This window comes from Tenacibaculum sp. XPcli2-G (genome assembly GCF_024124505.1).
Taxonomy (GTDB): Bacteria; Bacteroidota; Bacteroidia; order Flavobacteriales; family Flavobacteriaceae; genus Polaribacter; species Polaribacter mesophilus.
In genome coordinates this window covers 827,547-851,812 of the sequence record NZ_JAMXSH010000001.1, presented here as the reverse complement: position 1 = coordinate 851,812, position 24,266 = coordinate 827,547, and the positions used below count along the sequence as shown (strand labels likewise).

General features: G+C 31.2%; 26 protein-coding genes. 14 read left to right on the top strand and 12 right to left on the bottom strand.

The window, feature by feature from the left end:
• Positions 1 to 53: 53 nt before the first annotated feature.
• The 4 genes from NH341_RS03795 to NH341_RS03780 all read left to right on the top strand — a co-directional run bounded on the left by NH341_RS03795 (position 54) and on the right by NH341_RS03780 (position 3,667).
• Positions 54 to 485 (top strand): dCMP deaminase family protein, encoded by a 432-nt coding sequence (locus NH341_RS03795; protein ID WP_047789925.1) that lies wholly within the window; start codon positions 54 to 56, stop codon positions 483 to 485.
• Positions 472 to 2,043 (top strand): S41 family peptidase, encoded by a 1,572-nt coding sequence (locus tag NH341_RS03790; RefSeq protein ID WP_159614330.1) that lies wholly within the window; start codon positions 472 to 474, stop codon positions 2,041 to 2,043. The genes NH341_RS03795 and NH341_RS03790 overlap by 14 nt, the downstream gene beginning before the upstream one ends.
• 207 nt (positions 2,044 to 2,250) lie before the next feature.
• Positions 2,251 to 2,841, top strand: a complete 591-nt coding sequence (locus tag NH341_RS03785; RefSeq protein WP_073182163.1) for a TetR/AcrR family transcriptional regulator — start codon at positions 2,251 to 2,253, stop codon at positions 2,839 to 2,841.
• Positions 2,842 to 2,911: 70 nt separating this feature from the next.
• Positions 2,912 to 3,667 carry a nitrile hydratase gene (locus tag NH341_RS03780; RefSeq protein WP_159614332.1) on the top strand — a complete coding sequence of 252 codons (756 nt, stop codon included), beginning with the start codon at positions 2,912 to 2,914 and terminating at the stop codon, positions 3,665 to 3,667.
• On the opposite strand, the gene NH341_RS03775 is transcribed toward NH341_RS03780, so the two are convergent.
• The 9 genes from NH341_RS03775 to thiL all read right to left on the bottom strand — a co-directional run bounded on the left by NH341_RS03775 (position 3,657) and on the right by thiL (position 11,496).
• The gene (locus NH341_RS03775; protein ID WP_159614334.1) at positions 3,657 to 4,223 is read right to left on the bottom strand and encodes an MOSC domain-containing protein; all 567 of its coding nucleotides are present in this window, start codon (positions 4,221 to 4,223) and stop codon (positions 3,657 to 3,659) included. The genes NH341_RS03780 and NH341_RS03775 overlap by 11 nt on opposite strands.
• Before the next feature lie 9 nt (positions 4,224 to 4,232).
• Complete coding sequence (locus tag NH341_RS03770; RefSeq protein WP_159614336.1) at positions 4,233 to 5,729, bottom strand: GH3 auxin-responsive promoter family protein; 1,497 nt, start codon at positions 5,727 to 5,729, stop codon at positions 4,233 to 4,235.
• Positions 5,730 to 5,742: 13 nt separating this feature from the next.
• The gene (locus NH341_RS03765) at positions 5,743 to 6,606 is read right to left on the bottom strand and encodes a M23 family metallopeptidase (RefSeq protein ID WP_253055716.1); all 864 of its coding nucleotides are present in this window, start codon (positions 6,604 to 6,606) and stop codon (positions 5,743 to 5,745) included.
• A 48-nt stretch (positions 6,607 to 6,654) separates the two neighbouring features.
• A complete protein-coding gene (gene nadD / locus NH341_RS03760) occupies positions 6,655 to 7,239 on the bottom strand; it encodes a nicotinate (nicotinamide) nucleotide adenylyltransferase (RefSeq protein WP_159614340.1) in 585 nt (194 codons plus the stop codon).
• A 24-nt stretch (positions 7,240 to 7,263) separates the two neighbouring features.
• Positions 7,264 to 7,866, bottom strand: a complete 603-nt coding sequence (gmk, locus tag NH341_RS03755; RefSeq protein ID WP_159614342.1) for a guanylate kinase — start codon at positions 7,864 to 7,866, stop codon at positions 7,264 to 7,266.
• Positions 7,867 to 7,868: 2 nt separating this feature from the next.
• Complete coding sequence (locus tag NH341_RS03750) at positions 7,869 to 8,735, bottom strand: YicC/YloC family endoribonuclease (protein ID WP_253055715.1); 867 nt, start codon at positions 8,733 to 8,735, stop codon at positions 7,869 to 7,871.
• Positions 8,736 to 8,766: 31 nt separating this feature from the next.
• The gene (locus NH341_RS03745; RefSeq protein ID WP_073182167.1) at positions 8,767 to 9,666 is read right to left on the bottom strand and encodes a DMT family transporter; all 900 of its coding nucleotides are present in this window, start codon (positions 9,664 to 9,666) and stop codon (positions 8,767 to 8,769) included.
• 152 nt (positions 9,667 to 9,818) lie between these two features.
• Positions 9,819 to 10,289, bottom strand: coding sequence for a peptidoglycan-binding protein LysM (gene lysM, locus NH341_RS03740; RefSeq protein WP_159493471.1), 471 nt, complete (start codon positions 10,287 to 10,289; stop codon positions 9,819 to 9,821).
• A 157-nt stretch (positions 10,290 to 10,446) separates the two neighbouring features.
• Positions 10,447 to 11,496 (bottom strand): thiamine-phosphate kinase, encoded by a 1,050-nt coding sequence (thiL, locus tag NH341_RS03735; RefSeq protein ID WP_159493470.1) that lies wholly within the window; start codon positions 11,494 to 11,496, stop codon positions 10,447 to 10,449.
• Between the two features lie 139 nt (positions 11,497 to 11,635).
• Here thiL and NH341_RS03730 point away from each other — a divergent pair, with 139 nt between their 5' ends.
• The 9 genes from NH341_RS03730 to NH341_RS03690 all read left to right on the top strand — a co-directional run bounded on the left by NH341_RS03730 (position 11,636) and on the right by NH341_RS03690 (position 21,129).
• Positions 11,636 to 12,844, top strand: a complete 1,209-nt coding sequence (locus NH341_RS03730) for a choice-of-anchor B family protein (protein WP_082118666.1) — start codon at positions 11,636 to 11,638, stop codon at positions 12,842 to 12,844.
• A complete protein-coding gene (locus NH341_RS03725; RefSeq protein WP_159614346.1) occupies positions 12,845 to 14,170 on the top strand; it encodes a hypothetical protein in 1,326 nt (441 codons plus the stop codon).
• 3 nt (positions 14,171 to 14,173) lie between these two features.
• Entirely contained in the window at positions 14,174 to 14,932 is a 759-nt protein-coding gene (locus tag NH341_RS03720) for an MbnP family protein (protein ID WP_073182169.1), read from the top strand.
• A gap of 2 nt (positions 14,933 to 14,934) precedes the next feature.
• Entirely contained in the window at positions 14,935 to 16,002 is a 1,068-nt protein-coding gene (locus tag NH341_RS03715) for a cytochrome-c peroxidase (RefSeq protein ID WP_167712887.1), read from the top strand.
• Between the two features lie 136 nt (positions 16,003 to 16,138).
• Positions 16,139 to 16,468 (top strand): iron-sulfur cluster assembly accessory protein, encoded by a 330-nt coding sequence (locus NH341_RS03710; RefSeq protein WP_047789909.1) that lies wholly within the window; start codon positions 16,139 to 16,141, stop codon positions 16,466 to 16,468.
• Between the two features lie 33 nt (positions 16,469 to 16,501).
• On the top strand, positions 16,502 to 17,950 hold the full coding sequence (sufB, locus tag NH341_RS03705; protein WP_073182171.1) for a Fe-S cluster assembly protein SufB: 1,449 nt from the start codon (positions 16,502 to 16,504) through the stop codon (positions 17,948 to 17,950).
• 91 nt (positions 17,951 to 18,041) lie between these two features.
• Positions 18,042 to 18,794, top strand: coding sequence for a Fe-S cluster assembly ATPase SufC (gene sufC, locus NH341_RS03700; protein ID WP_047789907.1), 753 nt, complete (start codon positions 18,042 to 18,044; stop codon positions 18,792 to 18,794).
• A 96-nt stretch (positions 18,795 to 18,890) separates the two neighbouring features.
• Entirely contained in the window at positions 18,891 to 20,204 is a 1,314-nt protein-coding gene (sufD, locus tag NH341_RS03695; RefSeq protein WP_253055714.1) for a Fe-S cluster assembly protein SufD, read from the top strand.
• Between the two features lie 232 nt (positions 20,205 to 20,436).
• Positions 20,437 to 21,129 carry a LytTR family DNA-binding domain-containing protein gene (locus NH341_RS03690; RefSeq protein WP_170266054.1) on the top strand — a complete coding sequence of 231 codons (693 nt, stop codon included), beginning with the start codon at positions 20,437 to 20,439 and terminating at the stop codon, positions 21,127 to 21,129.
• 3 nt (positions 21,130 to 21,132) lie between these two features.
• Here the strand turns inward: NH341_RS03690 and NH341_RS03685 are convergent, their stop codons facing one another.
• Complete coding sequence (locus tag NH341_RS03685) at positions 21,133 to 21,735, bottom strand: hypothetical protein (RefSeq protein WP_253055713.1); 603 nt, start codon at positions 21,733 to 21,735, stop codon at positions 21,133 to 21,135.
• A gap of 7 nt (positions 21,736 to 21,742) precedes the next feature.
• Positions 21,743 to 22,489 carry an alpha/beta hydrolase gene (locus tag NH341_RS03680; protein WP_253055712.1) on the bottom strand — a complete coding sequence of 249 codons (747 nt, stop codon included), beginning with the start codon at positions 22,487 to 22,489 and terminating at the stop codon, positions 21,743 to 21,745.
• Positions 22,490 to 23,057: 568 nt separating this feature from the next.
• On the opposite strand from NH341_RS03680, the gene NH341_RS03675 reads away from it, so the two are divergent.
• Positions 23,058 to 23,777 (top strand): DUF547 domain-containing protein, encoded by a 720-nt coding sequence (locus NH341_RS03675; protein ID WP_239178157.1) that lies wholly within the window; start codon positions 23,058 to 23,060, stop codon positions 23,775 to 23,777.
• A 42-nt stretch (positions 23,778 to 23,819) separates the two neighbouring features.
• Here NH341_RS03675 and NH341_RS03670 read toward each other — a convergent pair whose 3' ends face one another.
• A complete protein-coding gene (locus NH341_RS03670) occupies positions 23,820 to 24,191 on the bottom strand; it encodes a VOC family protein (RefSeq protein WP_047789902.1) in 372 nt (123 codons plus the stop codon).
• Positions 24,192 to 24,266: the final 75 nt, after the last annotated feature.

Sequence of the window (24,266 nt, the reverse complement as noted above, 5' to 3'; positions counted from 1 at the left end):
TAACTAACACAAATCTAACTACCTTAGCTTATCTAAGAAAAATCGTACTGAAAATTTTGAAGAAAAAACAATTAAAATATGACATTGCCTATTTAAAAATGGCAAATGAATGGGGGCAACTTTCACACTGTATTCGTAAAAAAGTAGGCGCCTTAATTGTTAAAGATCGAATGATTATTTCTGATGGTTATAATGGTACTCCTTCTGGTTTTGAAAATTATTGTGAAGATGAAGAAGGGTACACCAAATGGTATGTGTTGCATGCCGAAGCCAATGCTATTTTAAAAGTAGCTTCTTCTACACAATCATGCAAAGGAGCTACTTTATATATTACACTTTCTCCTTGCCAACAATGCAGTAAATTAATACATCAAGCAGGAATAAAACGTGTAGTATATGCACAAGCATACAAAGACCGATCAGGATTAGATTTTTTAGAGAAAGCGGGTGTTGAACTGACTTATTTACCTTATGAACAAGAATAATTTACCTATATATTTATCTATTGCAGTTATTTTCGGTATTCTTATTGGGACCTTTTTTAGCAACGGAAAATCAAGAAATCTTATTGGGAAAAGCTCATCAAGTGAACGAAAAATAAAGCGTTTAATTGACTACATTCAAAGTGATTATGTTGATGCTGTTAACACAGATGATTTATTAGATGGAGCCATTGCAGAGATGTTAGGTAAATTAGATCCTCATTCAGTATACATTCCTAAAGAAAACTTACAATTGGTTACCGAAAACATGCAAGGTAATTTTGTAGGAATAGGTGTTCAATTTCGTATGATTGGTGATACTATTACCGTTATAGAACCTATTAAAGGAGGACCAAGTATTGAAGCAGGAATTAAAGCAGGTGATAGAATTTTACTTGCAGACAAGGATACACTCTATGGGAAAAAACTGCAAACTTCCCAAATAATGAAAGCTTTAAAAGGAAAGCCAAACACTAAAGTTGATTTGCAAATTTATAGAAAGACCAATGATAGTATTTTTAACATTACTATTAATCGTGGTAAAGTAAATATTAAAAGTGTTGATATTGCTTACATGTTAAACGATAGTATTGGCTATATAAAACTAGATCGTTTTGCACGTAACACCTATATTGAGTTTAAATCTTCTTTAAACAAATTACTTACAAAAGGAATGACTGATTTGGTCTTAGATCTTCGCGGAAATGGTGGTGGTTTTATTGATATTGCTAATGATATTGTTGACGAATTCTTAGAAGATGAAAAACTGATTGTATTTACAAAAAATAACAAAGGTGATATTGTAAAATCTTTCGCTACTGATAAAGGTGATTTTGAGCACGGTGGGTTATATGTACTAATTGATGAAAACTCCGCTTCTGCTTCTGAAATTGTAGCTGGTGCCTTGCAAGATAATGACAAAGGTATTATTATTGGACGTCGTTCTTTTGGAAAAGGGCTAGTACAACAAGAAATGGACTTAGGAGATGGTTCTGCGGTTCGATTAACTACGGCTAGGTATTATACTCCAACAGGGCGTTCTATTCAAAAGCCTTATAAAAAAGACGCAGATTCTGAAGAATATAGTCATGATTTTGAACATCGACTAGAAAATGGGGAGTTGTTTACCAAAGACAGTATTAAAACTATTGATAGTTTGAAGTATACGACTCCTAAAGGTAAAGTAGTATATGGTGGCGGTGGAATTATTCCTGATTATTTTGTAGCGGTAGATACCTCAGCTTATATTCCTACAATTTTCTTTCGTCCTTTAAATAATTTCGCTTTTTCATATGTAGATGATAATCGTAAAAAACTCGCTTCATTAACCGTTGAGGATTTTATTAATGATTTTGATAAAGACAATAAGATTTCTAATAAATTCTTAGCAGAACTCAAAGATTTTAGACTTCCTGAAAGAACAAAAAATCAACTTCGCAATAACTTAAAAGTATTGATAGCTCGTGAACTTTTTAGTGACGAAGGTTTATACAAAGTAGATCAGCGAGATGATAAAATGCTGCAAAAAGTATTTGAGTTAGAACAAAAGCAAAATGAATAAGAAAATATTTAAAGTAATCATAGCGCTTTTTGTAATAGTGTTGACTTTTAAATTCTTCAGTTTTATTACTGAGAACTTCATACACGGATGGAATGCTCCTAACTAAAACTTCTTTTTAACCTAAATTGTAGTCTTTACACTACTTTGTTATATACATAATAGTAAATTTGTGCTGTATGTAAATTAATAAAGAGTAAGCTACAACAAATGAAGAAATCCGCGAACACCAGAGCAACTATTTTACAACAAGCTTTTGAACTTATTTATAAGAAAGGATATCAATCTACAAGTATTGATGAAATTATAGCGACTACTAAAGTAACAAAAGGTGCTTTTTATTATCATTTTAAAAATAAAAAGCAAATGGGAATTGCTGTTATTAAAGAGGTAATACAATCCAAAACCATTGATTTTTCTGTAAGTTTTCTTTCTTCTTCTACCAGTTTACATGATTCTTTATATACAATGATTGAAGAATTACTTTTACAAAATTCTTTTTTAACCATAGAATATGGTTGTCCTCTAGCTAACTTAATTCAAGAAATGTCGCCTTTAGACAATGATTTTAAAGAAGCTCTTGATGAAGCAAAGTCATTATGGACAAATGCTATTGCTACTTCTATTACCAAAGAACAGCAAAATAATACTTTTAACTCAAGTATTAATGCTGAAGAAGTTGCTGATTTTATTATAGCTAGCTATTGGGGAGCTAGAGCTTTAGGAAAATTAAGTAACAAGACAGATACTTACACCCATCATTTAAATCAATTAAAACTTTACTTAACTACTTTAAAATAATCTTAAGCCTAAAAAACATACCAGTTAGTATGTTTTTGTTTTATCTTTGCTTTGTTCTAAAAAACAAGCAATGCAAATACATAATAATTATAGTCCATCTGTACTCAACAGAAAAGAAATCCAACAGTTTAAAAAGCTTTTAATTACCTCAAAATTAAAAGAGAGTTTCACTAAAACATTATATAAAATCGGTATTAAACCTAAAATAAAGTTTGATCTTGATACTATAAAAATTCCTGACTCTAAGCTATCTAAACTAGCTTTAGAAGAAGCAAATGATTTATGTAACCCTATATTACTTTACCATTCTTATAGAACCTTTTTTTGGTCTGCTGGTATTGCTCTTTCAGAAAAACTACACTATGATGAAGAGTCACTATTTGTTTCCTCAATACTACATGATATTGGTTTAACAGATACCCACAACCATGTGTGCAGTAAACAATGTTTTGCCAATTACGGAGGCTCTTTCGCAAATGAATTTGTGAAGAAAAACGATAGTGAAGATAAAGCTTCCACTATTAAAACTGCTATTGATATGCACTTATACCCTACTGTCGACAAGAAGAAGTTTGGTAACGAAGCTTACCTACTTTCAAGAGGTGCAGCTATGGATGTAATTGGTTCACACTATTTTCAAGTTCCAACTTCTTTTATTAAAGAAGTTCATAAAACATATCATAGAAATGGTTTTAAGGAAGATATTATTGAAACTATGGAAACATTAAACCATAAAGAAAATACTAGAGCCGATATTTTATATAAAATGGGATTTGCCTCTATGGCTTCAAAAAATATTTTAGATTCTAAAAAATTTATTTTTTAGAGGTAAACTTAGCTTCCCTCTTAGTCTTATATACCTCTTCGATGGTTGGATTTTGAGGGCAGCTTTTTATTTGCTCAAACTTATCACCTGACTTTACATAACCTGTTTGCAATATTTTAAAGTAAACTCCTGGTATGTTTTGTTGCCAAAATTGTTTTACGATTTTCATATCATTAAAACGCACTCCTAGCTTCATGCATGGTTGACGTGGTTTAGTTACTTCAATAATAACCTCTCCTACTTTAAAAGTATCTCCCACGTGCAATTGACTTTCCTCTAAATCTGAAACAGTCAGATTTTCACCAAACATTCCATGTTTCCAATCTAAACTTGGGTATAACTCTTTCCAATATGCATAATGCTTCTCTGAATAGGCATAAACTGCTTGATCTATTCCTCCATGATGTTCTCTATCACAAATAGCATCATCTTTTACTTTTTCAACATCTAAAAAGATAGGTTTCTCAACAGGAAACTTAAAAATACCTGTAGTAACAGTTTTTCCTTTCCAATCGATTTCTTTTCTTTCTCCAATGTTAGTGGCTACAATTTTCATTTTACTTTTTTATTCAATTAAAAAATTCTGCAATACATCCGCAATTTTTCGGTTATCTGATAATTGTGGAATCTTATTCTGACCTCCAAACTTTCCTATGGATTTCATATATTCATGGAAACCTCCTTTTTTCACTTTTCTAATGATAAGAGGACGTAAAATTTTGCCTTCAATTAAATCGAAGTAATATACATTTTGCTCTTGCATAGAAGCATCAATTTTAGATGCTAACTCATCCAAATTCTCAGGTTCATTTTCAAACTCAATAAACCACTCATGATATGGTAATCCACTTTCAGGATTTACTTGCGGAGCTACTGTAAACTCGCTTACATTCACATCAGTTCCTTTTATAGCATCATTCAACGCTTTTTCTACCTCTTTCCCTATTACATGCTCACCAAAAGCAGAGATAAAGTGTTTTATACGTCCTGTTACTTTTATTCTGTAGGGTTTTAAAGAAGTAAATTCTACAGTATCGCCAATATTATACCCCCATAAACCCGCCGAGGTGTTTAAAATAATAACATAATTCACCCCTAATTGAACGTCTTTTAATGATATTCTTGTTGGATTCTCATCAAAAAATTCATTTGCTGGAATAAATTCATAAAACATTCCTGAGTTTAACTGCAATAACATTCCTTTTTCGGTTTGAGAGTCTTGATATGCAATAAACCCTTCAGATGCTGGATACAATTCTACATAGTCTATTTTTTTCCCAATTAACGCTTCAAACTTGTTCTTGTATGGCTCAAAATTTACACCTCCATACACAAAGAAATTGAAGTTTGGAAAAATTTCAGAAACTGTCTTTCCAGTTTTCTCAATCAGTCGTTCAAAATACATTTGTATCCATGATGGAATTCCGCTAATTACCGTCATGTTTTCTGGCAAGGTTTCTTCAACTACTTTATCTACTTTGGTATCCCAATCTTCAATACAGTTGGTTTCCCAACTTGGTAAACGATTTTTTAAGAGATAATTTGGAACATAATGCGCTGCTATTCCACTTAACCGCCCTAATTTCACGCCGTTTTTATCTTCTAAAACTGGACTTCCCTGTAAAAAAATCATCTTCCCATCAACAAAGCTAGCATCGTTTGTTTCTGTGATATAAAACAACAAAGCATTTCGAGCTGCTTTAATATGTGTGGGCATAGATTCTTTACTTATAGGAATATATTTGGCTCCTGAAGTAGTTCCTGAAGTTTTGGCAAAATACAAGGGCTTTCCTTTCCACAAAACATTCTCTTCTCCTGCTACAACTCTATCTACATAACTACGTAAACCTTCATAGTCGTTAATAGGCACTCTTTTTTTAAAGTCTTCGTAATTGTTGATTGATACAAAATCATGATCTTTTCCAAATGCTGTTTTACATCCTTCTGTAACCAAATATTGAAAAACTTTTTCTTGTGTTTTATGTGGGTTGTTTGCCCATTTATATACTTGTTTACGGACAATTTTTGCAAATGGAATTGCTAATATTGATTTTATACTCATGTTCTTTTTCTATTTACTGAAAATCTATATAGTTTGTTGGGTTAACAGGAAATCCATTATTCCACAACTCAAAATGTAAATGAGGTCCGGTAGTTAATTCTCCTGTGGAACCTACACTTGCTATTGCTTCTCCAGACTTTACGACGTCTCCTTGTTGTTTTAACAAAGTTCCGTTATGTTTATATACTGATATAAATTCGTTAGAATGTTGTATCGTTATTACATACCCTGTTTCTGCTGTCCATTCTGCTAAAATAACTGTACCGTCGGCTACGGCTTTTACAGGCGTGCCAGTTTTAGCTACAATATCGATCGCATAATGTTTGTCATTAACGTCGAATGGTTGTGATATGTTTCCTGTTAAAGGTGAAAAGAATACATTTTTAACTCTATTTTCCCCTCCGTTATGCAAAGGAAATAAGTCTTTGCTCTCTACTTTTTCTCTAAATAAAGAATCCTCCTTTGATGCTTGTAATTTACTTTCATCAAAAGCTATTGTTTTCATTTCTTTTGTTATAGAGTCTATCTTTTCGGGCTCAATTTGACCTGTTAAAACTGGCTTTAAAGCTTTAGTGTAACTTTCAATAACTGATAATCTAGTTTTTAAAGAATCTGCTTCATATGTTAATCTGGTAGCTTTTCTTTTTAAGGCTGTTGATGAATACCCTGGTATATATTCACGTATACCCGTAAAAGCAATTAACAAAGTGGTGAGCACTATAAGAAGTATAGAAAACACTCCTCCAAATACAAAAACATTTAATCGTGATAGCTTTAAAGAAAATCGTTCTTGAAACGTATCTTCATTAATTATTACTAGACGATACTTATCGGTAAGTTTCTGTTTAAGTTTTCGTTTTTTTTTATTTTTTGCCACGTTTTATACTTGTTTGGATTTCAAATATACAACGAAAAAACGGCGAAACTATTTTTTATAAAAATTCATCTCATCAATATACTTCCAAACCTTTTGAGACAACAAAGGTTTACAGTTTTTTTCTTCTTTTATGGCTTTGCGAATCATGGTTGAAGAAATTTCTATTATTGGAGCTTCAACTCTATGAATTTTTTTGTGATTTTTAAACTGGCTTTCAACAATTCCTTCAGAAACCCTAGGATAAACATAAATATTATAATCTTCTAAAATTGCCTCATAGTTTTTCCATTTATGCAAACTTTTTAGGTTGTCTTCTCCCATAATTAGGCTAAAGTTATAACTAGGGTGTTTTTCAGAAATATGTGCTAAGGTATTTATAGTATAATTTGGTTGAGGAAGCCTAAACTCTATATCTGATGGTTGAATCTTCTCATATTCTTCTGTAGCCAAATATACCATATCTAAACGATGATGGTTATCTAACAGTGAGCTTTTCTTTTTAAAAGGGTTATGAGGCGTAACCACCATCCAAATTTCATCTAAATCAGAATACTCAACCATATGATTGGCTATAATTAAATGCCCTATATGAATTGGATTAAAAGTTCCAAAGTATAATCCGATGTTTTTCATATTTATAGATACTAGACTTATTCTTTATCCGTTTTTCACTTTCTTTTTTATTCCTAAAAAATCATCTACTAAATCTTCCGCTTCTTGTAATGCTACAGGTAAGTCGTAGTTTTTAATGATTTTATCAAACTGTGGTGCTGTTGCTAATTCTACCGAAGCTTTAGCAATACGCATGTTAATCTTGTCTTCGCTTTCGGTACTTCTTTTCTTTAAACGAATTTTTAGCTCATCAACACTTGGTGGCTTTACAAACACAGCTAAGGTTTCTTCTGGAAATTTCTTCTTAATACGTAAACCTCCAACAACATCAATATCAAAAATTACATGTTTTCCTTGCGCCCAAATTCGTTCAACTTCTGTTTTTAACGTTCCATAAAAGTTATCACGATACACTTCTTCCCACTCTAAAAACTCGTCATTTTTTATTTTTTGCTTGAATTCTTTTGCAGAGATAAAATAATAATCTTTTCCATCAACTTCTTCTCCTCTTGGAGCTCTTGAAGTAGCTGAGATTGAAAACTCCAAATTAAAACGTTCTTGTGCCAATAGGTGGCGTACAATGGTGGTTTTACCTGAACCTGATGGTGCTGAAAACACAAATAATTTCCCTTTAAACTCTTTCGACATTTTTATAAAACGTTTAAAATTTGTTCTTTTATTTTTTCTAACTCGTCTTTCATTTGGATGACTAATTTTTGCATTGGTGCAAAATTAGCTTTTGATCCTGTTGTGTTGATTTCTCTTCCGATTTCTTGTACGATAAATCCTAATTTTTTTCCATTGGAATCTTCTGTTGCTAATTGCTGTAAAAAATACTCTAAGTGATTAGCTAAACGTACTTTTTCTTCGTTAATATCTAACTTTTCTAAATAATAAATCAGCTCTTGTTCAAAACGATTTTCATCAACCTCAACTTTTAAATCTGTTAATGCTTTTTTTAAGCGTTCTTTAACATGCTCTATTCTATCACCATCTAACTTTTTAACTTCTTCTAAAGCAGATTGAATATTTAGTATTCTTGTTTTAAAATCTTCTTCTAACGATTTTGCTTCGTCAGTTCTATATTGAATAATTTCTTTTAAAGCTTCGTCAATATGAGTATCTATTTGCTTCCACTCTTCTTCATCTAACTCTTCACGCTCTGTTTTTAAAGCATCTGGCATTCTAACAGCCATTTTCATTAACTCAACATCATCTGAAGTTCCTACTTGAGTTACATTTCTTAATTGCTGCATGTACTCTCGTACCACACCTGTATTCACCGTAGTTGAAGTTTCATCTGCAGTCATTTCCACATAAATAGAAAAATCCACTTTACCTCTTACCAAGTTACTTGCTAGTTTTTTTCGAACATTGAGTTCTTTTTCTCTGTAATATGAAGGAATTCTAGTATTTAAATCTAAGTTTTTACTGTTTAAAGATTTAATTTCGATTGTTACTTTTTTAGAGGGTAAATGTAGTACGGATTTACCGTAACCCGTCATTGACTGTATCATAACTTCGGTTTAATAATCCGCAAAGATACGTTTATTTATTGGGAGTTTCTGTTGGACGTTTGGTTACCAAAAATACTCCTAAAAAGATTAATAATGCAGCTCCTATTTTAACCAAATCTAAATGATCACTACCTACAATCAATGCGTAAATAGCTGCTACCACAGGTTGTAAATACATAAAAACACTTACTGTGGTTGGTTTTAATTTTGATAATGCAAATAAGTTAAACAAGTAAGTAATACAAGTAGTGAATAATACTACAAAACCTACTTTTAAGAAAATTGAAACAGGCATTGTTTGCCACTGTACCTCTAACAGTTCAGAAAAACCAAAAGGTAGTACCATTATCAATCCAAAAAGATATAACCACTTAACAAAAACAATAGGGTTGTATTTTGCTATTAGTTTTTTTACAACCACCAAATACATACCATACGATGCTGCATTAATGAATACTAAAAAGTTTCCTAGCACCATATTAGTTGCATCTCCTTTAAGTGGATTCCCGTAAGCTATTAAAATTATGGCTCCTACCATACCAACTATAACTCCTGCTATTTTTCTTAAAACTAATTTCTCTTTTAAAAGAATACTAGCAAAAATTAATACTAAAATAGGAGTAGTTACCATCATAACTGATGCATTGATTGGTGTGGTATAACTTAACCCTTTAAAAAACGTAAGCATATTGAAAGCAATGCCAAAAAAAGCTGCCATCGCTACTTTTTTATAATCTGCTTTCTCAATAGATGGTGCTTTTACAAAAAGTCCTAACAGCCAAAAAATCATAGTAGCCCCACCAACACGAAGCAATATAAAACCAAATGGTTGAATATATCCCTCCATCACTTCTTTAGCTACTGTAAATGTAACCCCGTAAATAAGTGTTGCGATTGAAGCTGCTGTAAGTGCTAACGCTCTTTGATTCATTTTTATGGTTTTAAAAACAGGTGCAAATATGATGATAATTTTATTCTTTTTTACTACTATTTTACCTCATACCAATCTTTAAATATCATTTTTACTTAAACTAAAAAAGCACTGCAAATGCAGTGCTTTTCCTTTGGCTGATTAACTTTTGATTAGTCCACTAAAGGTGGTATTCTTAATACTTGTCCTGGATAAATTTTATCAGGGTGTGTTAACATTGGTTTATTTGCTTCGAAAATTACTGGATACTTCATAGCATCTCCATAAAATTCTTTTGCAATTTTACTTAATGAGTCTCCACTTACTACAGTGTGAAATTGTGCCATAGCAGCTTCTTCGATAACTTCAACTTCTTTAACGGTCATATTGTCTTCTACAGAAGCAATCCCCTCCGTATTACCCACTACTAAAACTACTTTTTCTTTAGTAGCTAAATCTGCTGCTTCTCCTGTTACTGTGGCCTTATCATCTTCCACATTAACAACTAAGTTTTCAACAGAAAGCTCTAATTTATTTACTGCATCTACTAATTTTGCAGCTTTCTCTGTAGCTTCTTCTTCAGTTGTTTTCCCGATACCGAATACTTTTGCCCCGGCATTTTTAATAAATGAAAAAATTCCCATTCTCTTTTTTGATTTTTTGTTAATATTCTTTTTACTGTCTGACTAAGATACAATTTTTATACCAAAACTCGTATTCCAAAATAATTAAAAAAAAGCCTCTTTAAAACTAAAAAAGCACCCAAACATGGATGCTTAACCTATTATATCTTGTTCTCCTCTACTCTTTATTAAAAGAATTCCAACCTTGTGCTTTTAATTCAATTTCTTGGTTTGCACGTGTTACTAAGTTTATCCCTTCATTTTCTTCAGTAATATGACCTATAACTGTTAAATTAGGATTTCCTTTTATTTTATCATAATCAGCAATAGAAACCGTAAATAACAACTCATAATCTTCTCCTCCACTTAAAGCTATCATCGTACTATCCATATTAAATTCTTCAGAAGTAGAAATAACCTGTGGGTCTAATGGTAATTTATCTTCATATATTTTACATCCTGTTTTACTTTGCGTACAGATATGCATAATTTCAGAAGATAATCCATCAGAAATATCAATCATCGAAGTTGGCTTTACCTCTAATTCTTCTAATAACTTAGGAATGTCTTTACGTGCTTCTGGTTTTAATTGACGTTCGATTATATAAGTATACTTATCCAAATCTGGCTGATTTTGAGGATTCACTTGAAACACTTGTTTTTCACGTTCTAATACTTGTAAGCCTAAATATGCTCCTCCTAAATCTCCCGAAACTACAATTAAGTCAGTAGGTTTAGCCCCATTTCTATAAACAATTTTCTCTTTATTAGCAGCACCAATAGCTGTAACAGAAATTAATATTCCTCTTGTTGAAGATGTAGTATCTCCTCCCACTAAGTCTACCTTATATGTATCGCATGCTAGTTGTATTCCTGCATATAATTCCTCAATAGCTTCTAACGGAAAACGATTAGATACAGCGATAGATACGGTTATTTGTTCCGCATTAGCATTCATTGCGTAAACATCTGATAAATTAACCATTACCGCTTTGTACCCTAAATGCTTTAAAGGCATGTAACTCAAGTCAAAATGCACTCCTTCAACCAATAAATCAGTTGTAATTACAGTTTCTTTATCCGATGTATTAATCACAGCTGCATCATCTCCAACCCCTTTCACAGTTGAAGAATGATACATTTTAAAATGTTTTGTTAAATGGTTTATTAACCCAAACTCTCCTAGCTCAGCTAACGAAGTTCTTTCTTGATTTTTATCTTCTAACATGCTGCAAAGATAACGACTAACAAACAAAAAGAAGTATTCTGCTTAAGCTAATCTATACAAAATAAAAATAGGGTTTTGCTGTTTTTATATGTTATATAAATAGTTAATTACTTAATTTAGTGATTTTAAACCCCAATTTATGGAAAACTTTAAAACCTTATTCGTTTTAGTTGGAATGCTGTTTTTAGCTTCTTGCACATCCTCTTCTAGCGAAACTCCAATAAAAACCAATAAAACTGCGTGCTCTAATGGAAAAGCAGGAATTTATTCTTGTGATGGCTATGATTTACTATTAAACATACCTCTAAGCACATTTGATGCTGTTAGCGGAAGTGACTGTTGGGGATGGACAGATCCAACAACCAACAAAGAATACGCTATTATGTGTGTAGATAATGGAACTACTTTTGTTGATATTACCGATACAGAAAACCCTATTTATTTAGGCAAACTTCCAACTGCAACCACGAGTAAAAGTTGGTGGGATGTGAAGGTGTATAACAACCATGCTTTTATTGTTAGTGAGGCTACAAATCATGGTATGCAAGTATTTGACTTAACAAAACTTAGAAATATTACAAACCCTCCAAAAACGTTTGTAGCTGACAAGCATTTTACTGGTTTTGGTAGCGCACACAACATTGTTATTAATGAAAATTCAGGATACGCATACCCTGTGGGTACAAATAGATCTGGAACATATAGAGGAGGTCCTTTATTTATCAATATACAAAATCCTCTAAATCCAATAAATGAAGGTGGATGGGGAATGGACAATTATAGTCATGATGCACAAGTGGTAACCTACAATGGACCAGACACAAATTACATAGGTAAAGAAATACTAATAGGAAGTAATGAAAATGAGGTCGTAATTGTTGACATTACTGATAAAGCAAACCCTGTAAACATTTCTAAAGTTTCATATGCAAACGTTGGTTATACACATCAAGGTTGGTTTACTGAAAATCAAAAATATTTTATTTTAGGAGACGAGTTAGATGAACAAAATTTCGGTCACAATACAAGGACTATTGTTTTTGATTTTTCTGATTTAGAGAACCCTAAACAACACTTTATATACACAGGACCTACTTCGGCAATTGATCATAATGGATATATTAAAGGAAGTACTTTTTATTTAGCAAACTATAATGCTGGTGTACGTTTTATTGACATTTCAAATATAGAGAGTAAAACTATTACCGAAACAAATTTCTTTGATACACACCCTGAAAATGATAATGCTGATTTTAATGGTGTTTGGAGCGTATACCCCTACTTTAAAAGCGGAAAAATTGTGGTAAGCGACATTAATAGAGGTTTATTTATCCTTAAAAAACAATAAATGCTTAAAAAACTCCCATTATTAATTTTCTTATTAATTATTTACAGCTGTAATAAAGATGATGGTATACAACTTAATTCTACAACCAAAATCCCTAAAGTTAGTTTGGTTCAAACTTTGGGCGGTTCTATAAATGAAAGCGGTAGAAGTGTAATTAGCACTACTGATGGAGGCTATATTATAGCTGGTTATACTCAAAGTATTGATGGAGATATAGAAACCACTAAAAATATAATTCAATACGACTTTTGGATTTTAAAGTTTGACTCCAATGATAACCTTATATGGCAAAAAACCTATGGCGGTTCAAAAGATGACAAAGCATCTAAAATTATTAAAACAAAAGATAATGGTTTTGCTATTGTAGGTTACGGAAAAAGTGATGATGGAGATGTAAATACAAACGAAGGGTTTGATGACGTTTGGGTATTAAAACTAGACAACAACGGCACAATAGTATGGAAAAAAACTACTGGTTTTTCTGGAGCTGACCAAGGTTTTTCAATTATTCAGACTTCTGACGGAGGTTATTTTGTTGGAAGTATTCTAGATGTTACAGCATCTGGAGGCTTAGGTAATTCAAAACAAGCAGCCAAACATGCCGGTGGAGACTATTGGGGAGTTAAACTCAATATTAACGGAGATATTGAATGGAGAAAATACTTTGGAGGCACAAATACTGATACTTGTTACGACGTAGCAGAAGCAGCTGACGGCTATTTATTAATTGGTTCTTCAGACAGTAATGATGTAGATATAAAAAACAACAAGGGCTCTTATGACTTTTGGGTTGTTAAGATTAATAAAAGTGGAAATTTACTTTGGGAAAAATCTTTTGGTGGTACAGAAATTGATGAAGCTAGAGCAATAACAAAAACCAATGATGGAAACTTCATTATAGTAGGAGATACACGTAGCTTTAATCAAGACATTTCTCAAAACAATGGTGGTGCCGATTTATGGGTTGTAAAAATAACAAGTCAAGGAGCATTGCTTTGGCAAAAGAACTATGGCGGTTCGAGTTTTGATGTTGGCAGATCGATTAAAAAAACATTGAACGGAGATTTTTTAATATCTGGAAGTTCAAGAAGCGCTGACAACAATTTCATCAATAAAGGTCAAAATGACGCATTGATCATGAAAATTGATACAGATGGAAATCTATTATGGCAAAAAACCGTTGGAGGAACAGAAATAGATTTTTGCTACGATGCTGTAGAATTAACAAATGGTAGTATTATAGCTGTAGGCGATAGTAGCAGCAATAACCAAGATATAACAACAAACAAGGGGTTTTCAGACCTACTAATTATCAAACTAAAATAATAAATGAAATACTTTTTAACTTTTTCCCTTAGTCTATTACTATTTTCTTGTAGCTCAGATAATGATGAACCTATCAAAGAAGTTTCAGTAAAACTAAAATTTAGTCAAAATTGGGATGGTACTTTAATTGAAAAATCTGACTTAGAAAGCACTGAATTCACTAATAAAAAAGGAAGTAAACTCTCTATAAGCAGATTACGCTATTTAATCTCACGTATTAGCCTTGTTAATGGTGCAGGAGATACAACTAAATTTGACAGTTACAAACTAATTGACCTAAGTAAACCAGACAGTTTAACCTACGCTCTTTCTAAAAAAATATCAGAAGGAAGCTATAAACTACTTTTTACCTTCGGTTTTAATAATAGTAACAATTTAAGTGGAACATATCCAGATTTAAACTCTGCTGATTGGAATGTACCAGATATGATGGGAGGAGGATACCACTTTATGCAATTAGACGGTAAATACAAAGACACCTTAGGGGTAGAAAACCCATATAATTTTCATGCTGTAAGAGCTTATGACAAAGAAAAAGATTCTATTTTAGATACTTCTTTTGGAATTGAAACTGGCTCTATCCTCTTAAAAAACAATGCTACAATAGAAATTAAAATGAATGTAGCTGGATGGTTTAAAAGTCCTAATGACTGGGATTTAACCAAAAAAAGTGTTGACTTAATGATGGATTTTGAAGCTCAGAAAGAAATTTCTGAAAATGGGAAAAGTGGTGTATTTAGTTTAGGAAATATTTCTCAATAATAATGATGCTAAAAAGTATATATCTTTCTTTTCTACTGTTTCTTTTACTTAGTTGTTCTTCTAAAGGAGAAGAAGAAAGTATATATACTCCTGTTCCTACTAGTTTAGAAATCCCTAAATTATTTCAACAAAAATTAATAGCTCCTGTTATTCCAGCTAACAATCCTCTAACAAAAGAAGGAATAGCTTTGGGTAAAAAATTGTTTTTTGACCCTATTTTATCAAAAGACAACACACAATCTTGCGCTAGTTGTCACGACCCAAAAAACGCTTTTACCGATGACACTCGTTTTAGTGAAGGAGTCGATGGTAAATTCGGAACGCGAAACTCAATGCCGCTATTTAATTTAGCTTGGAATTTTGATGAACGTTTTATGTGGGACGGAAAAGAACTCAGTATTGAACGTCAAGTATTCTCTCCTGTTCGTAATCCAATTGAAATGCACAGTGATTGGAAAAATGTAACTAAAAAACTACAAGAACACGCTGAATACCCGACCCTTTTTCAACGAGCTTTTGGAGCATCAAAAATAGACTCAACATTAGTTACCAAGGCAATCGCTCAGTTTGAAAGAACTCTAATTTCTGGAAATTCAAAATTTGACCAACACCTTTTAGGTAAAGTAGAGTTAACTCCTGAAGAACAAAATGGCTTTAATGTGTTTATGGACGAAACTAGAGGAGACTGTTTTCATTGTCATGGAAGCGACAACAACCCTTTATGGACAGATAACAAATTCCACAACAACGGTTTAGATGAAAATTTTACCGATTTAGGATTAGGCACCGTTACAGGTGACCCTAATGATAACGGAAAGTTTAGAAGCCCCTCTCTACGAAATTTAAAATTTACCGCTCCTTACATGCACGATGGACGGTTTACTACTTTAGAAGAAGTTATAAACCATTATTCTGAAGGTTTAAAATTATCTTCTACAATAGATCCCTTAATGAAGAAAGCCAATCAAGGAGGAGTACAACTCTCAGATAAAGATAAAGCAGACTTAAAAGCTTTTTTGCTAACCCTTTCTGATGATGATTTTGTAAACAATACTGATTTCAAACAATAATCTTCTAACAATCAACCTGTAGATTTAAAGTATAAACAATTTTTATTGCTTAATAACTATATTCATTTCAAAAAATGATATAAATCATATTTTGTCATTATCTTTGCAGTCACTTAGATTTAATCTATTTAAAACGATGATAAAAGTTTCAGACACAGCAAAAAAGAAAGTCATTGAACTAATGACTGATGACGGATTTGACACTACAACTGACTTTGTTCGTGTTGGGGTAAAAAGTGGCGGTTGTTCAGGATTATCATACGACTTAACTTTTGACAAAACCCAACAGGAAAACGACAAGGTTTTTGAAGACAACGATGTAAAAATTATTGTTGATAAAAAGAGTTTTTTATACCTAGTTGGAACAACTTTAGAATATTCTGGAGGTTTAAACGGTAAAGGATTCGTATTTAACAATCCTAATGCTAACAGAACTTGTGGTTGCGGAGAGAGTTTCTCTTTATAAACCTATACATCACAAAAAGAATACAAAAAACTGATGAGTAAATACACCGAGGACGATTTAAGAGAAGAATTAAAAACCAAAGAGTACGAATATGGTTTTTATACTGATATTGAAAGTGAAAAGTTTCCTAATGGAATAAACGAAGATATCGTTCGTGCCATTTCTAAAAAGAAAAATGAGCCAGAATGGATGACTGAATGGCGTTTAGAAGCTTTTAGAATTTGGGAACAAATGGAAGAACCAGAGTGGGCTAATGTTACCTACAAAAAACCAAGTTTTCAAGATATTTCTTACTACTCAGCTCCTAAACAAAAACCTAAATTAAATAGTTTAGATGAGGTAGACCCTGATTTATTAGCAACTTTTGAAAAATTAGGAATTTCTTTAGAAGAACAAAAAAGGTTAGCAAATGTAGCTGTTGATATTGTAATGGATTCTGTTTCTGTTGCTACTACTTTTAAAGAAACCTTAGCTGAAAAAGGAATTATTTTCATGCCAATATCTGAAGCTATTCAAGAGCATCCAGAATTAGTACGAAAATATATTGGTTCTGTTGTACCACCAACTGACAACTTTTACGCTGCGTTAAACTCGGCTGTATTTTCAGATGGATCTTTTTGTTATATTCCAAAAGGAGTTCGTTGTCCAATGGAATTATCTACTTACTTCCGTATTAACGAAGGAGGAACAGGACAGTTTGAGCGTACGTTAGTAGTTGCTGATGAAAGTAGTTACGTTTCTTACTTAGAAGGATGTACTGCTCCACAACGTGATGAAAATCAATTACACGCAGCAGTTGTTGAGCTTATTGCTTTAGACGATGCTGAAATAAAATATTCAACAGTTCAAAACTGGTTTCCTGGAGACTCAGAAGGTAAAGGAGGAGTATATAACTTTGTTACCAAAAGAGGTTTGTGCGAAACCAATGCTAAAATTTCTTGGACGCAAGTTGAAACAGGGTCAGCAATTACATGGAAGTACCCAAGTTGTATTTTAAAAGGAAATAATTCTGTAGGTGAATTTTATTCAATTGCTGTAACAAACAATCATCAACAAGCCGATACGGGTACTAAGATGATTCACTTAGGAAAGAATACCAAATCAACTATTATATCAAAAGGAATTTCAGCAGGTAAGTCGCAAAACAGTTATCGTGGTTTAGTTCAAATAAATTCAAGAGCAGAAAATGCACGTAACTTCTCTCAATGTGATTCTTTATTAATGGGTAATGAGTGTGGTGCTCATACTTTTCCTTATATCGAAGCTAAAAATAAATCGGCTCAAATAGAACACGAAGCTACTACTAGTAAAATTGGTGAAGATCAATTATTTTACTGTAATCAACGTGGTATTGATACTGAAAAAGCTATTGCATTAATTGTTAATGGGTTTAGTAAAGAAGTATTAAATAAGCTTCCAATGGAATTTGCTGTAGAAGCTCAAAAATTATTAGAAATTTCGTTAGAAGGTTCTGTAGGATAATTAACCTAATGTGTTAATTATAAACACAACAATTATTAAAAATTAAACGTACGCTTATAGTCAACAGCTTAAAGCCAATAGTATAAGAACAATGTTAAAAATAGAAAACTTACACGCACAGGTAGAAGACAAAGATATTCTTAAAGGAATTAACTTAGAAGTAAAAGCAGGAGAGGTTCATGCAATTATGGGACCAAACGGTGCAGGTAAAAGTACCTTATCATCTGTAATTGCCGGTAATGAAACTTACGAAGTAACTTCTGGTTCTATTGAATTAGAAGGAGAAGATATTAGCGAATTAGCTCCTGAAGAAAGAGCCCATGCTGGTGTATTCTTATCATTCCAATACCCTGTAGAGATACCTGGTGTTACTGTTACAAACTTTATTAAAACAGCCATTAACGAATCTCGAAAAGCCCAAGGTTTAGAAGAAATGCCTGCTAAAGATATGCTTAAAAAGATTCGTGAGAAATCAGAATTATTAGAAATCGATCGTAAATTCTTATCTCGTTCTTTAAACGAAGGATTTTCAGGAGGTGAGAAAAAACGTAATGAGATTTTCCAAATGGCTATGTTAGAACCTAAATTAGCTATTTTAGATGAAACTGATTCTGGTTTAGATATTGATGCTTTACGTATTGTGGCTAATGGAGTTAATAAGTTAAAATCTAAAGATAACGCTGTAGTAGTTATTACCCACTATCAACGTTTATTAGAATATATCGTTCCTGATTATGTACACGTTTTACATGATGGAAAAATTGTTAAAACTGGAGATGCTTCTCTTGCTTTAGAGCTTGAAGAAAAAGGATACGATTGGATTAAAGCAGAGGTAAATAGTTAAAAAGTTGAAAAGTAAAAAGTGAAAATTTGCTCATAAGATAAGCCACTTTTCAGTTTTACAAACTTTTATACTTTATAAACTTTACAACTAAAAACAATGGAGTTGAGAGAAAAAATATTATCATCATACGTAGCTTTTGAAGACAATGTAAATATTAATTCAGATTTACATGAAATAAGAACAAAAGCACTACAAAATTTTGAAAAATTAGGCTTTCCTACAAAAAAATTAGAAGCTTGGAAATACACTTCTTTAAATTCAGTTTTAAAAGAAGATTATAGTATTTTTCCTGATAGAGATGCTTCTGTAGAGTTTGCTGATGTAAAAAAATACTTCATTCATGAAATAGATAGCTATAAAATAGTTTTTGTGGATGGTAAATACAGTTCTTTTTTATCAACCACTACTCATGATGGAAAAGATATTTGTTTATTATCTGCTGCTTTTTCTAAAGAAAAGTATAAACCTATTATTGAAAAATATTTTAACAAAATTGCTAAACAAGATAATTTAACGTCTTTAAATACAGCTTTTGCTACAGAAGGTGCATTCATTCACATCCCAAAGAATGTTGAAGTTGAAAAACCTATTCAGATAATTAATTTTACTACAGGTAAAGAACATGCAACCATGTTACAGCCTCGTAATTTAATTATTGTAGAGCAAAATGCACATGTTCAAATAATAGAGCGTCACCAAAACCTTAATAATAATGCTGTGTTAACAAATGTTGTAACTGAGATTTATACAGACACACATGCTACAGTAGATTATTACAAGATTCAGAATGACAATAATGATGCTTCTTTAGTTGATAATACATATATCGAGCAACAGAAAGAAAGTACATGCTCTGTACATACTTTTTCTTTTGGTGGCAATATTACTAGAAACAACTTAAACTTCTACCAAAAAGGAGAATATATTAACTCTATTTTAAAAGGAATTACCATTATTGAGGGGAAACAACACGTTGACCATCATACTTTGGTAAACCATATAGAGCCTAACTGTGAAAGTCACCAAGACTATAAAGGTATTTATACCGATCGTTCTACTGGTGTGTTTAATGGTAAAGTTATTGTTGAAAAAGAAGCTCAAAAAACAAATGCTTACCAACAAAACAACAATGTTTTAATAAGTGATAAAGCAACTATAAATGCTAAACCTCAATTAGAAATTTTTGCTGATGATGTAAAATGCTCTCATGGTTGTACCATAGGTCAATTAGACGGTCAAGCTTTATTTTATATGCAGCAAAGAGGTATTCCAAAGAAAGAAGCAAAAGCTTTACTTATGTACGCCTTTGCAAATACTGTTTTAGAGAGTGTTAAAATACCAGAGGTTAAAAAAAGAATTACCAAATTAATTGCCAACAAATTAGGGGTTAATATTGGTTTTGAACTATAAAACAAACAAAAGGCATTATATTTAATAATGCCTTTTTAATTCTTTAAATGTTATGAAATATAAGTTTTTAAAAAGCTTATCAACCCCTTACCCATATTTATTTCATACCAAAAGAAACCTTATTATTGCTTGTATACTAAGTATTTTAATATTCTTAGTTAACTATTACTTTTCTCAAAATACTGTTACAAACAATTTTTTTCCATGTTTAACGGCTAGTATAGTTACTTTTTTGAGCATCTTATTTTTTACTGAATTGGTGCCCACCATTTTTTTTACTTCTGAAATTAAAGAAAATTGGAATACTTTAAGAGAATTTTTCTTTACTCTTGGTATTCTTATTTCAATAGCTCTTTTTCAAAATAGTTTTCTGTACCCTATCAAAAATAGTGTTAATAGTAATTTTTTTTTAAGTTTTATTAATACTTTCTCTTATGTTATTTTAATCGGTACTACACCTATACTCATTATTATTTGGATAAACTATGTGGTTATTTTAAAAGAAAATTTAAGAAGTGTTAAAGCGTACAATAAAGAGCTCGAGAAAGAATTAAAACAAAAAAACAAAGAGATTGTTTTATCTATAAAAACGAATAATATAAATGAGACATTAATTCTTGATTTGGCTACTTTTTTATTCGCTAAATCCGAAGGGAATTATGTAGACATATACACTAAGACTCTTAACTCTGTAGACATTAAACCATACAGAATATCTATTCAAAAATTACTTAATAATTTATCTGATTACCCCTTTATTTTAAGTACACATCGTTCTTATATAATTAATATTAAAAATATTAGAAGAACCTCTGGAAATGCGAGGAACTATAAAATATCATTTCCTAATGTTTCCCATGAGGTTCCTGTATCTAGAAATAAATTTAAATTATTTAAAGAGAAGTTTGACAAGTTTTATAAATAGAATTTATAATGTATATCCTATTCCCATTCCAAAAAACAATCTTGAATCAAAATCACCTGGTCTAAACCTTCCGCTATCAACAATTCCTTTTAATGAACTCCAAACATCAAAGGTTATAGTTATTCTATTAAAAGTATAACCTAGAGAATTTATCATTCCGTAATTAAAGTAAGAATGTGAGTTTTTATACTTTTCATATACACCTAAGTGATCTATATATAAACTTCCTTTTGATTTTAAGTTAGTATAGCCAAGAAAAGGTTGAATTGACATGTAAAATCTTCTTTTATTAAAAGGATAAAAACTAAAATCTACCAAACCAACAACAGATAAGTCTCTTGTGTAGCCATCAACAAAACCTGTAAACATATTTTCGTCTTCATTAATAAAACTGTTTTGATAGGCTGCTCCTACCATTAAGGTAATCTTCTTACTTTCCAACAATTTCCTTTTCGCTTTAAAAACAAAACCATAATGCTTTCCAAAACTTGTATTAATTATATCAGTCGTATAGCCCAATTCTAATTTCCACTTTCTTGTAGTATCATGTTCTTGAGCATTCATAAAAAAACTACTTAACAATACTATGTATAAAATTTTCTTCATTTTTTTCTTATTCAATAATTTGTAATCCATTTTTAAATCCTATGATCGGACTATTTCTGTGAGAAATATTTTCTAATCTTTCATAACTGAAATTAAAATCATTATAGTTATTCAATTTTAGTCGCTTAACCATTGCTTCAAATGATGCGTTCATACCAACTCCTTCAAGGTCTCCCATAGCCATGTAAAAAGATTTGCCATCTAACAAACTCAACTTCTTAGCTTTTTCTTCTAAATCGAAAATAAATGAGTTATACCACATTAAATTAGGGCTTACCACAATTGCATTATCAAAAGGGTTTTCTTGTTCTTCTTGCAGCATAACATATAAAGCTAAATAACCTCCAAGTGAATGCCCATAAATTGTTTTTGTTAAACTCTTTATTTCATAATCCTTTTCAATCACAGGGATTAACTCAGAATTTAAAAAGCTAATAAACTTCTTTGCTCCTCCTGAATCTCCATCAAAATCTCTGTCATACGGGTAAGAATAATCTGTACCTCTTTCATTATCGCCCGCATAACCTATGCTCACTATAATGGTATTTTCTTTTTCTTCTAAACTTAACATTTGCATACATTCATTATAATAGTCGTCACCATCTAATAAATAAATCACGTGATAATCTTTAGTTACATCAACTTCTTCAATGCTCCCTATTTTAATAGCATACTTAAAATTTGTTGAGTTCGATTTTAGAGTGAATTTTTGCTGCTTAATGTTAGAGGGTAAATCTTCTTCAGTGCAACTCATAAAGAAAAAGAGTATAAAACTTAAAAATACAAAAGGTTTTTTTGTGTAAGAATGCGTAATCATTTTTTATGTTTTTTATTAATCCGCATCAAAAATATCTCTCTCACTTGCCTTTAAACATTGTAAAAAGATATATGGTATGAAATGTTCTTTATTTGTGACAAATGGACTCTTTATAGTATAGTTTATATAGTGATTTTTCTTTTAAACCATACTTTTTTAAACCTGATTAAAAATTTTTCTTTATTTTGATGAAGCCTATTAAATAAGTATTACTAATCGCTGATGTTGTATAGAAAACTTACACTCTTGTACAATCGAAAATACAAGTTTTTATGAGTGACATAAACTTAACCAAAGCGCAAAACAACACTACTTTTTATATGATTATTAGTATTATTGTTATTTATTTAAGCTCACTTTATTGTAAAAAATAATAATGACAATTTCTCTTTTTTAAAACCTCTCCAAAAGGTGTTTTTTGCTTCAATAAAATATTTGTGTAATGAATTAAATTTATCTACGTCAAAAGTATCGTAAACTAATTTATTTACTTAAAATTTAAAAAATGCGAAAAACAATTACTCTCACCTTTACCTATTTACTAATTTTTGTGAGTGTTCAAACACAGGCACAAACTGATGTATATGATGCTTTATTAAAAACCTATGTTGATTCTCAAGGTAATGTGGATTATAAAGGGCTAAGAAAAAATCGGGCGGTTTTAGATATATATATAAAGCATTTGAATAACACCATACCTAGTAATAAATGGTCGCAAAATAAAGCAAAAGCTTTTTGGATTAACGCTTACAATGCTTATACAATCAAATTAATTTTAGATAGTTATCCTTTAAAAAAAATTACCGACATTAAACGTAAAGGAAGAAATGCTTGGAAGATTCCTTTTGCTTCTGTTGGTAAAAAACTATACTCGCTAGATTATATTGAGCATAAAATACTTCGTAGATGGCATGATGACCCTAGAATTCATGTTGCCTTAAATGCAGCATCTAAATCTGGACCTCGATTTGTAAATTTTGCTTTTACTAAAGAGAATATAGAAGAAGCGTTGGAAAACTTAATGAAAGCTTTTATAAACGACTCCACAAAAAATAAGATTACGTTAACTAAAGTTGAAGTTTCAAAAATATTTCAATGGTACCAAGAAGACTTTACCTCTCGTAATACTTTAGTAGATTATATAAATAAGTACTCTCACATTAAAGCTAATGATAATGCCGAAGTGCTATATTTGGACTACGATTGGAGCTTAAACAACAAATAGATTACGTTTAAAAGATGAAAGACACATCTTGTTTTTCATCTTTTAAACATGCTGGTCTATTAAAATCATGTTTCCATCAGGATCAAAGAAAACGATGCTAGAAGGGCCCGAAGTCTCTTCATCTGCCTCACTTTTCAATTTGATGTGATTTTCTTTTAAATGTTGTTGAATGGTTCTTACATCGTCAAAGTCATCTAACTCATTGGCATTTTCATCCCAACCTGGATTAAAAGTAAGAATATTATTTTCAAACATACCTTGAAACAACCCAATTAACGAATTACCATTTTTCATAATCAAATAATTGCTTTCTATTTGACCTGCAAAAACAGTGAATCCCAACGTTTCATAAAATTCTTTCGACTTATTAATATTTTTCACTGATAAACTAATTGAAAAGGCTCCTAGTTTCATAATTTTATAGCTTTAATTTTTTTCTTCAAAAAATATAATACTCCCTTTTTACAAATAAATTTTTAGTCTGTTTAA

Bases quoted from the DNA above. Each gene is read 5' to 3' on its own strand.
- NH341_RS03790 (WP_159614330.1), top strand. From the start codon at position 472: ATGAACAAGAATAATTTACCTATATATTTATCTATTGCAGTTATTTTC.
- NH341_RS03785 (WP_073182163.1), top strand. From the start codon at position 2,251: ATGAAGAAATCCGCGAACACCAGAGCAACTATTTTACAACAAGCTTTT.
- NH341_RS03780 (WP_159614332.1), top strand. From the start codon at position 2,912: ATGCAAATACATAATAATTATAGTCCATCTGTACTCAACAGAAAAGAA.
- NH341_RS03775 (WP_159614334.1), bottom strand. From the start codon at position 4,223: ATGAAAATTGTAGCCACTAACATTGGAGAAAGAAAAGAAATCGATTGG.
- NH341_RS03770 (WP_159614336.1), bottom strand. From the start codon at position 5,729: ATGAGTATAAAATCAATATTAGCAATTCCATTTGCAAAAATTGTCCGT.
- nadD (WP_159614340.1), bottom strand. From the start codon at position 7,239: ATGAAAAACATCGGATTATACTTTGGAACTTTTAATCCAATTCATATA.
- gmk (WP_159614342.1), bottom strand. From the start codon at position 7,866: ATGTCGAAAGAGTTTAAAGGGAAATTATTTGTGTTTTCAGCACCATCA.
- NH341_RS03750 (WP_253055715.1), bottom strand. From the start codon at position 8,735: ATGATACAGTCAATGACGGGTTACGGTAAATCCGTACTACATTTACCC.
- NH341_RS03745 (WP_073182167.1), bottom strand. From the start codon at position 9,666: ATGAATCAAAGAGCGTTAGCACTTACAGCAGCTTCAATCGCAACACTT.
- lysM (WP_159493471.1), bottom strand. From the start codon at position 10,289: ATGGGAATTTTTTCATTTATTAAAAATGCCGGGGCAAAAGTATTCGGT.
- thiL (WP_159493470.1), bottom strand. From the start codon at position 11,496: ATGTTAGAAGATAAAAATCAAGAAAGAACTTCGTTAGCTGAGCTAGGA.
- NH341_RS03730 (WP_082118666.1), top strand. From the start codon at position 11,636: ATGGAAAACTTTAAAACCTTATTCGTTTTAGTTGGAATGCTGTTTTTA.
- NH341_RS03725 (WP_159614346.1), top strand. From the start codon at position 12,845: ATGCTTAAAAAACTCCCATTATTAATTTTCTTATTAATTATTTACAGC.
- NH341_RS03720 (WP_073182169.1), top strand. From the start codon at position 14,174: ATGAAATACTTTTTAACTTTTTCCCTTAGTCTATTACTATTTTCTTGT.
- NH341_RS03715 (WP_167712887.1), top strand. From the start codon at position 14,935: ATGATGCTAAAAAGTATATATCTTTCTTTTCTACTGTTTCTTTTACTT.
- NH341_RS03710 (WP_047789909.1), top strand. From the start codon at position 16,139: ATGATAAAAGTTTCAGACACAGCAAAAAAGAAAGTCATTGAACTAATG.
- sufB (WP_073182171.1), top strand. From the start codon at position 16,502: ATGAGTAAATACACCGAGGACGATTTAAGAGAAGAATTAAAAACCAAA.
- sufC (WP_047789907.1), top strand. From the start codon at position 18,042: ATGTTAAAAATAGAAAACTTACACGCACAGGTAGAAGACAAAGATATT.
- sufD (WP_253055714.1), top strand. From the start codon at position 18,891: ATGGAGTTGAGAGAAAAAATATTATCATCATACGTAGCTTTTGAAGAC.
- NH341_RS03685 (WP_253055713.1), bottom strand. From the start codon at position 21,735: ATGAAGAAAATTTTATACATAGTATTGTTAAGTAGTTTTTTTATGAAT.
- NH341_RS03680 (WP_253055712.1), bottom strand. From the start codon at position 22,489: ATGAGTTGCACTGAAGAAGATTTACCCTCTAACATTAAGCAGCAAAAA.
- NH341_RS03675 (WP_239178157.1), top strand. From the start codon at position 23,058: ATGCGAAAAACAATTACTCTCACCTTTACCTATTTACTAATTTTTGTG.
- NH341_RS03670 (WP_047789902.1), bottom strand. From the start codon at position 24,191: ATGAAACTAGGAGCCTTTTCAATTAGTTTATCAGTGAAAAATATTAAT.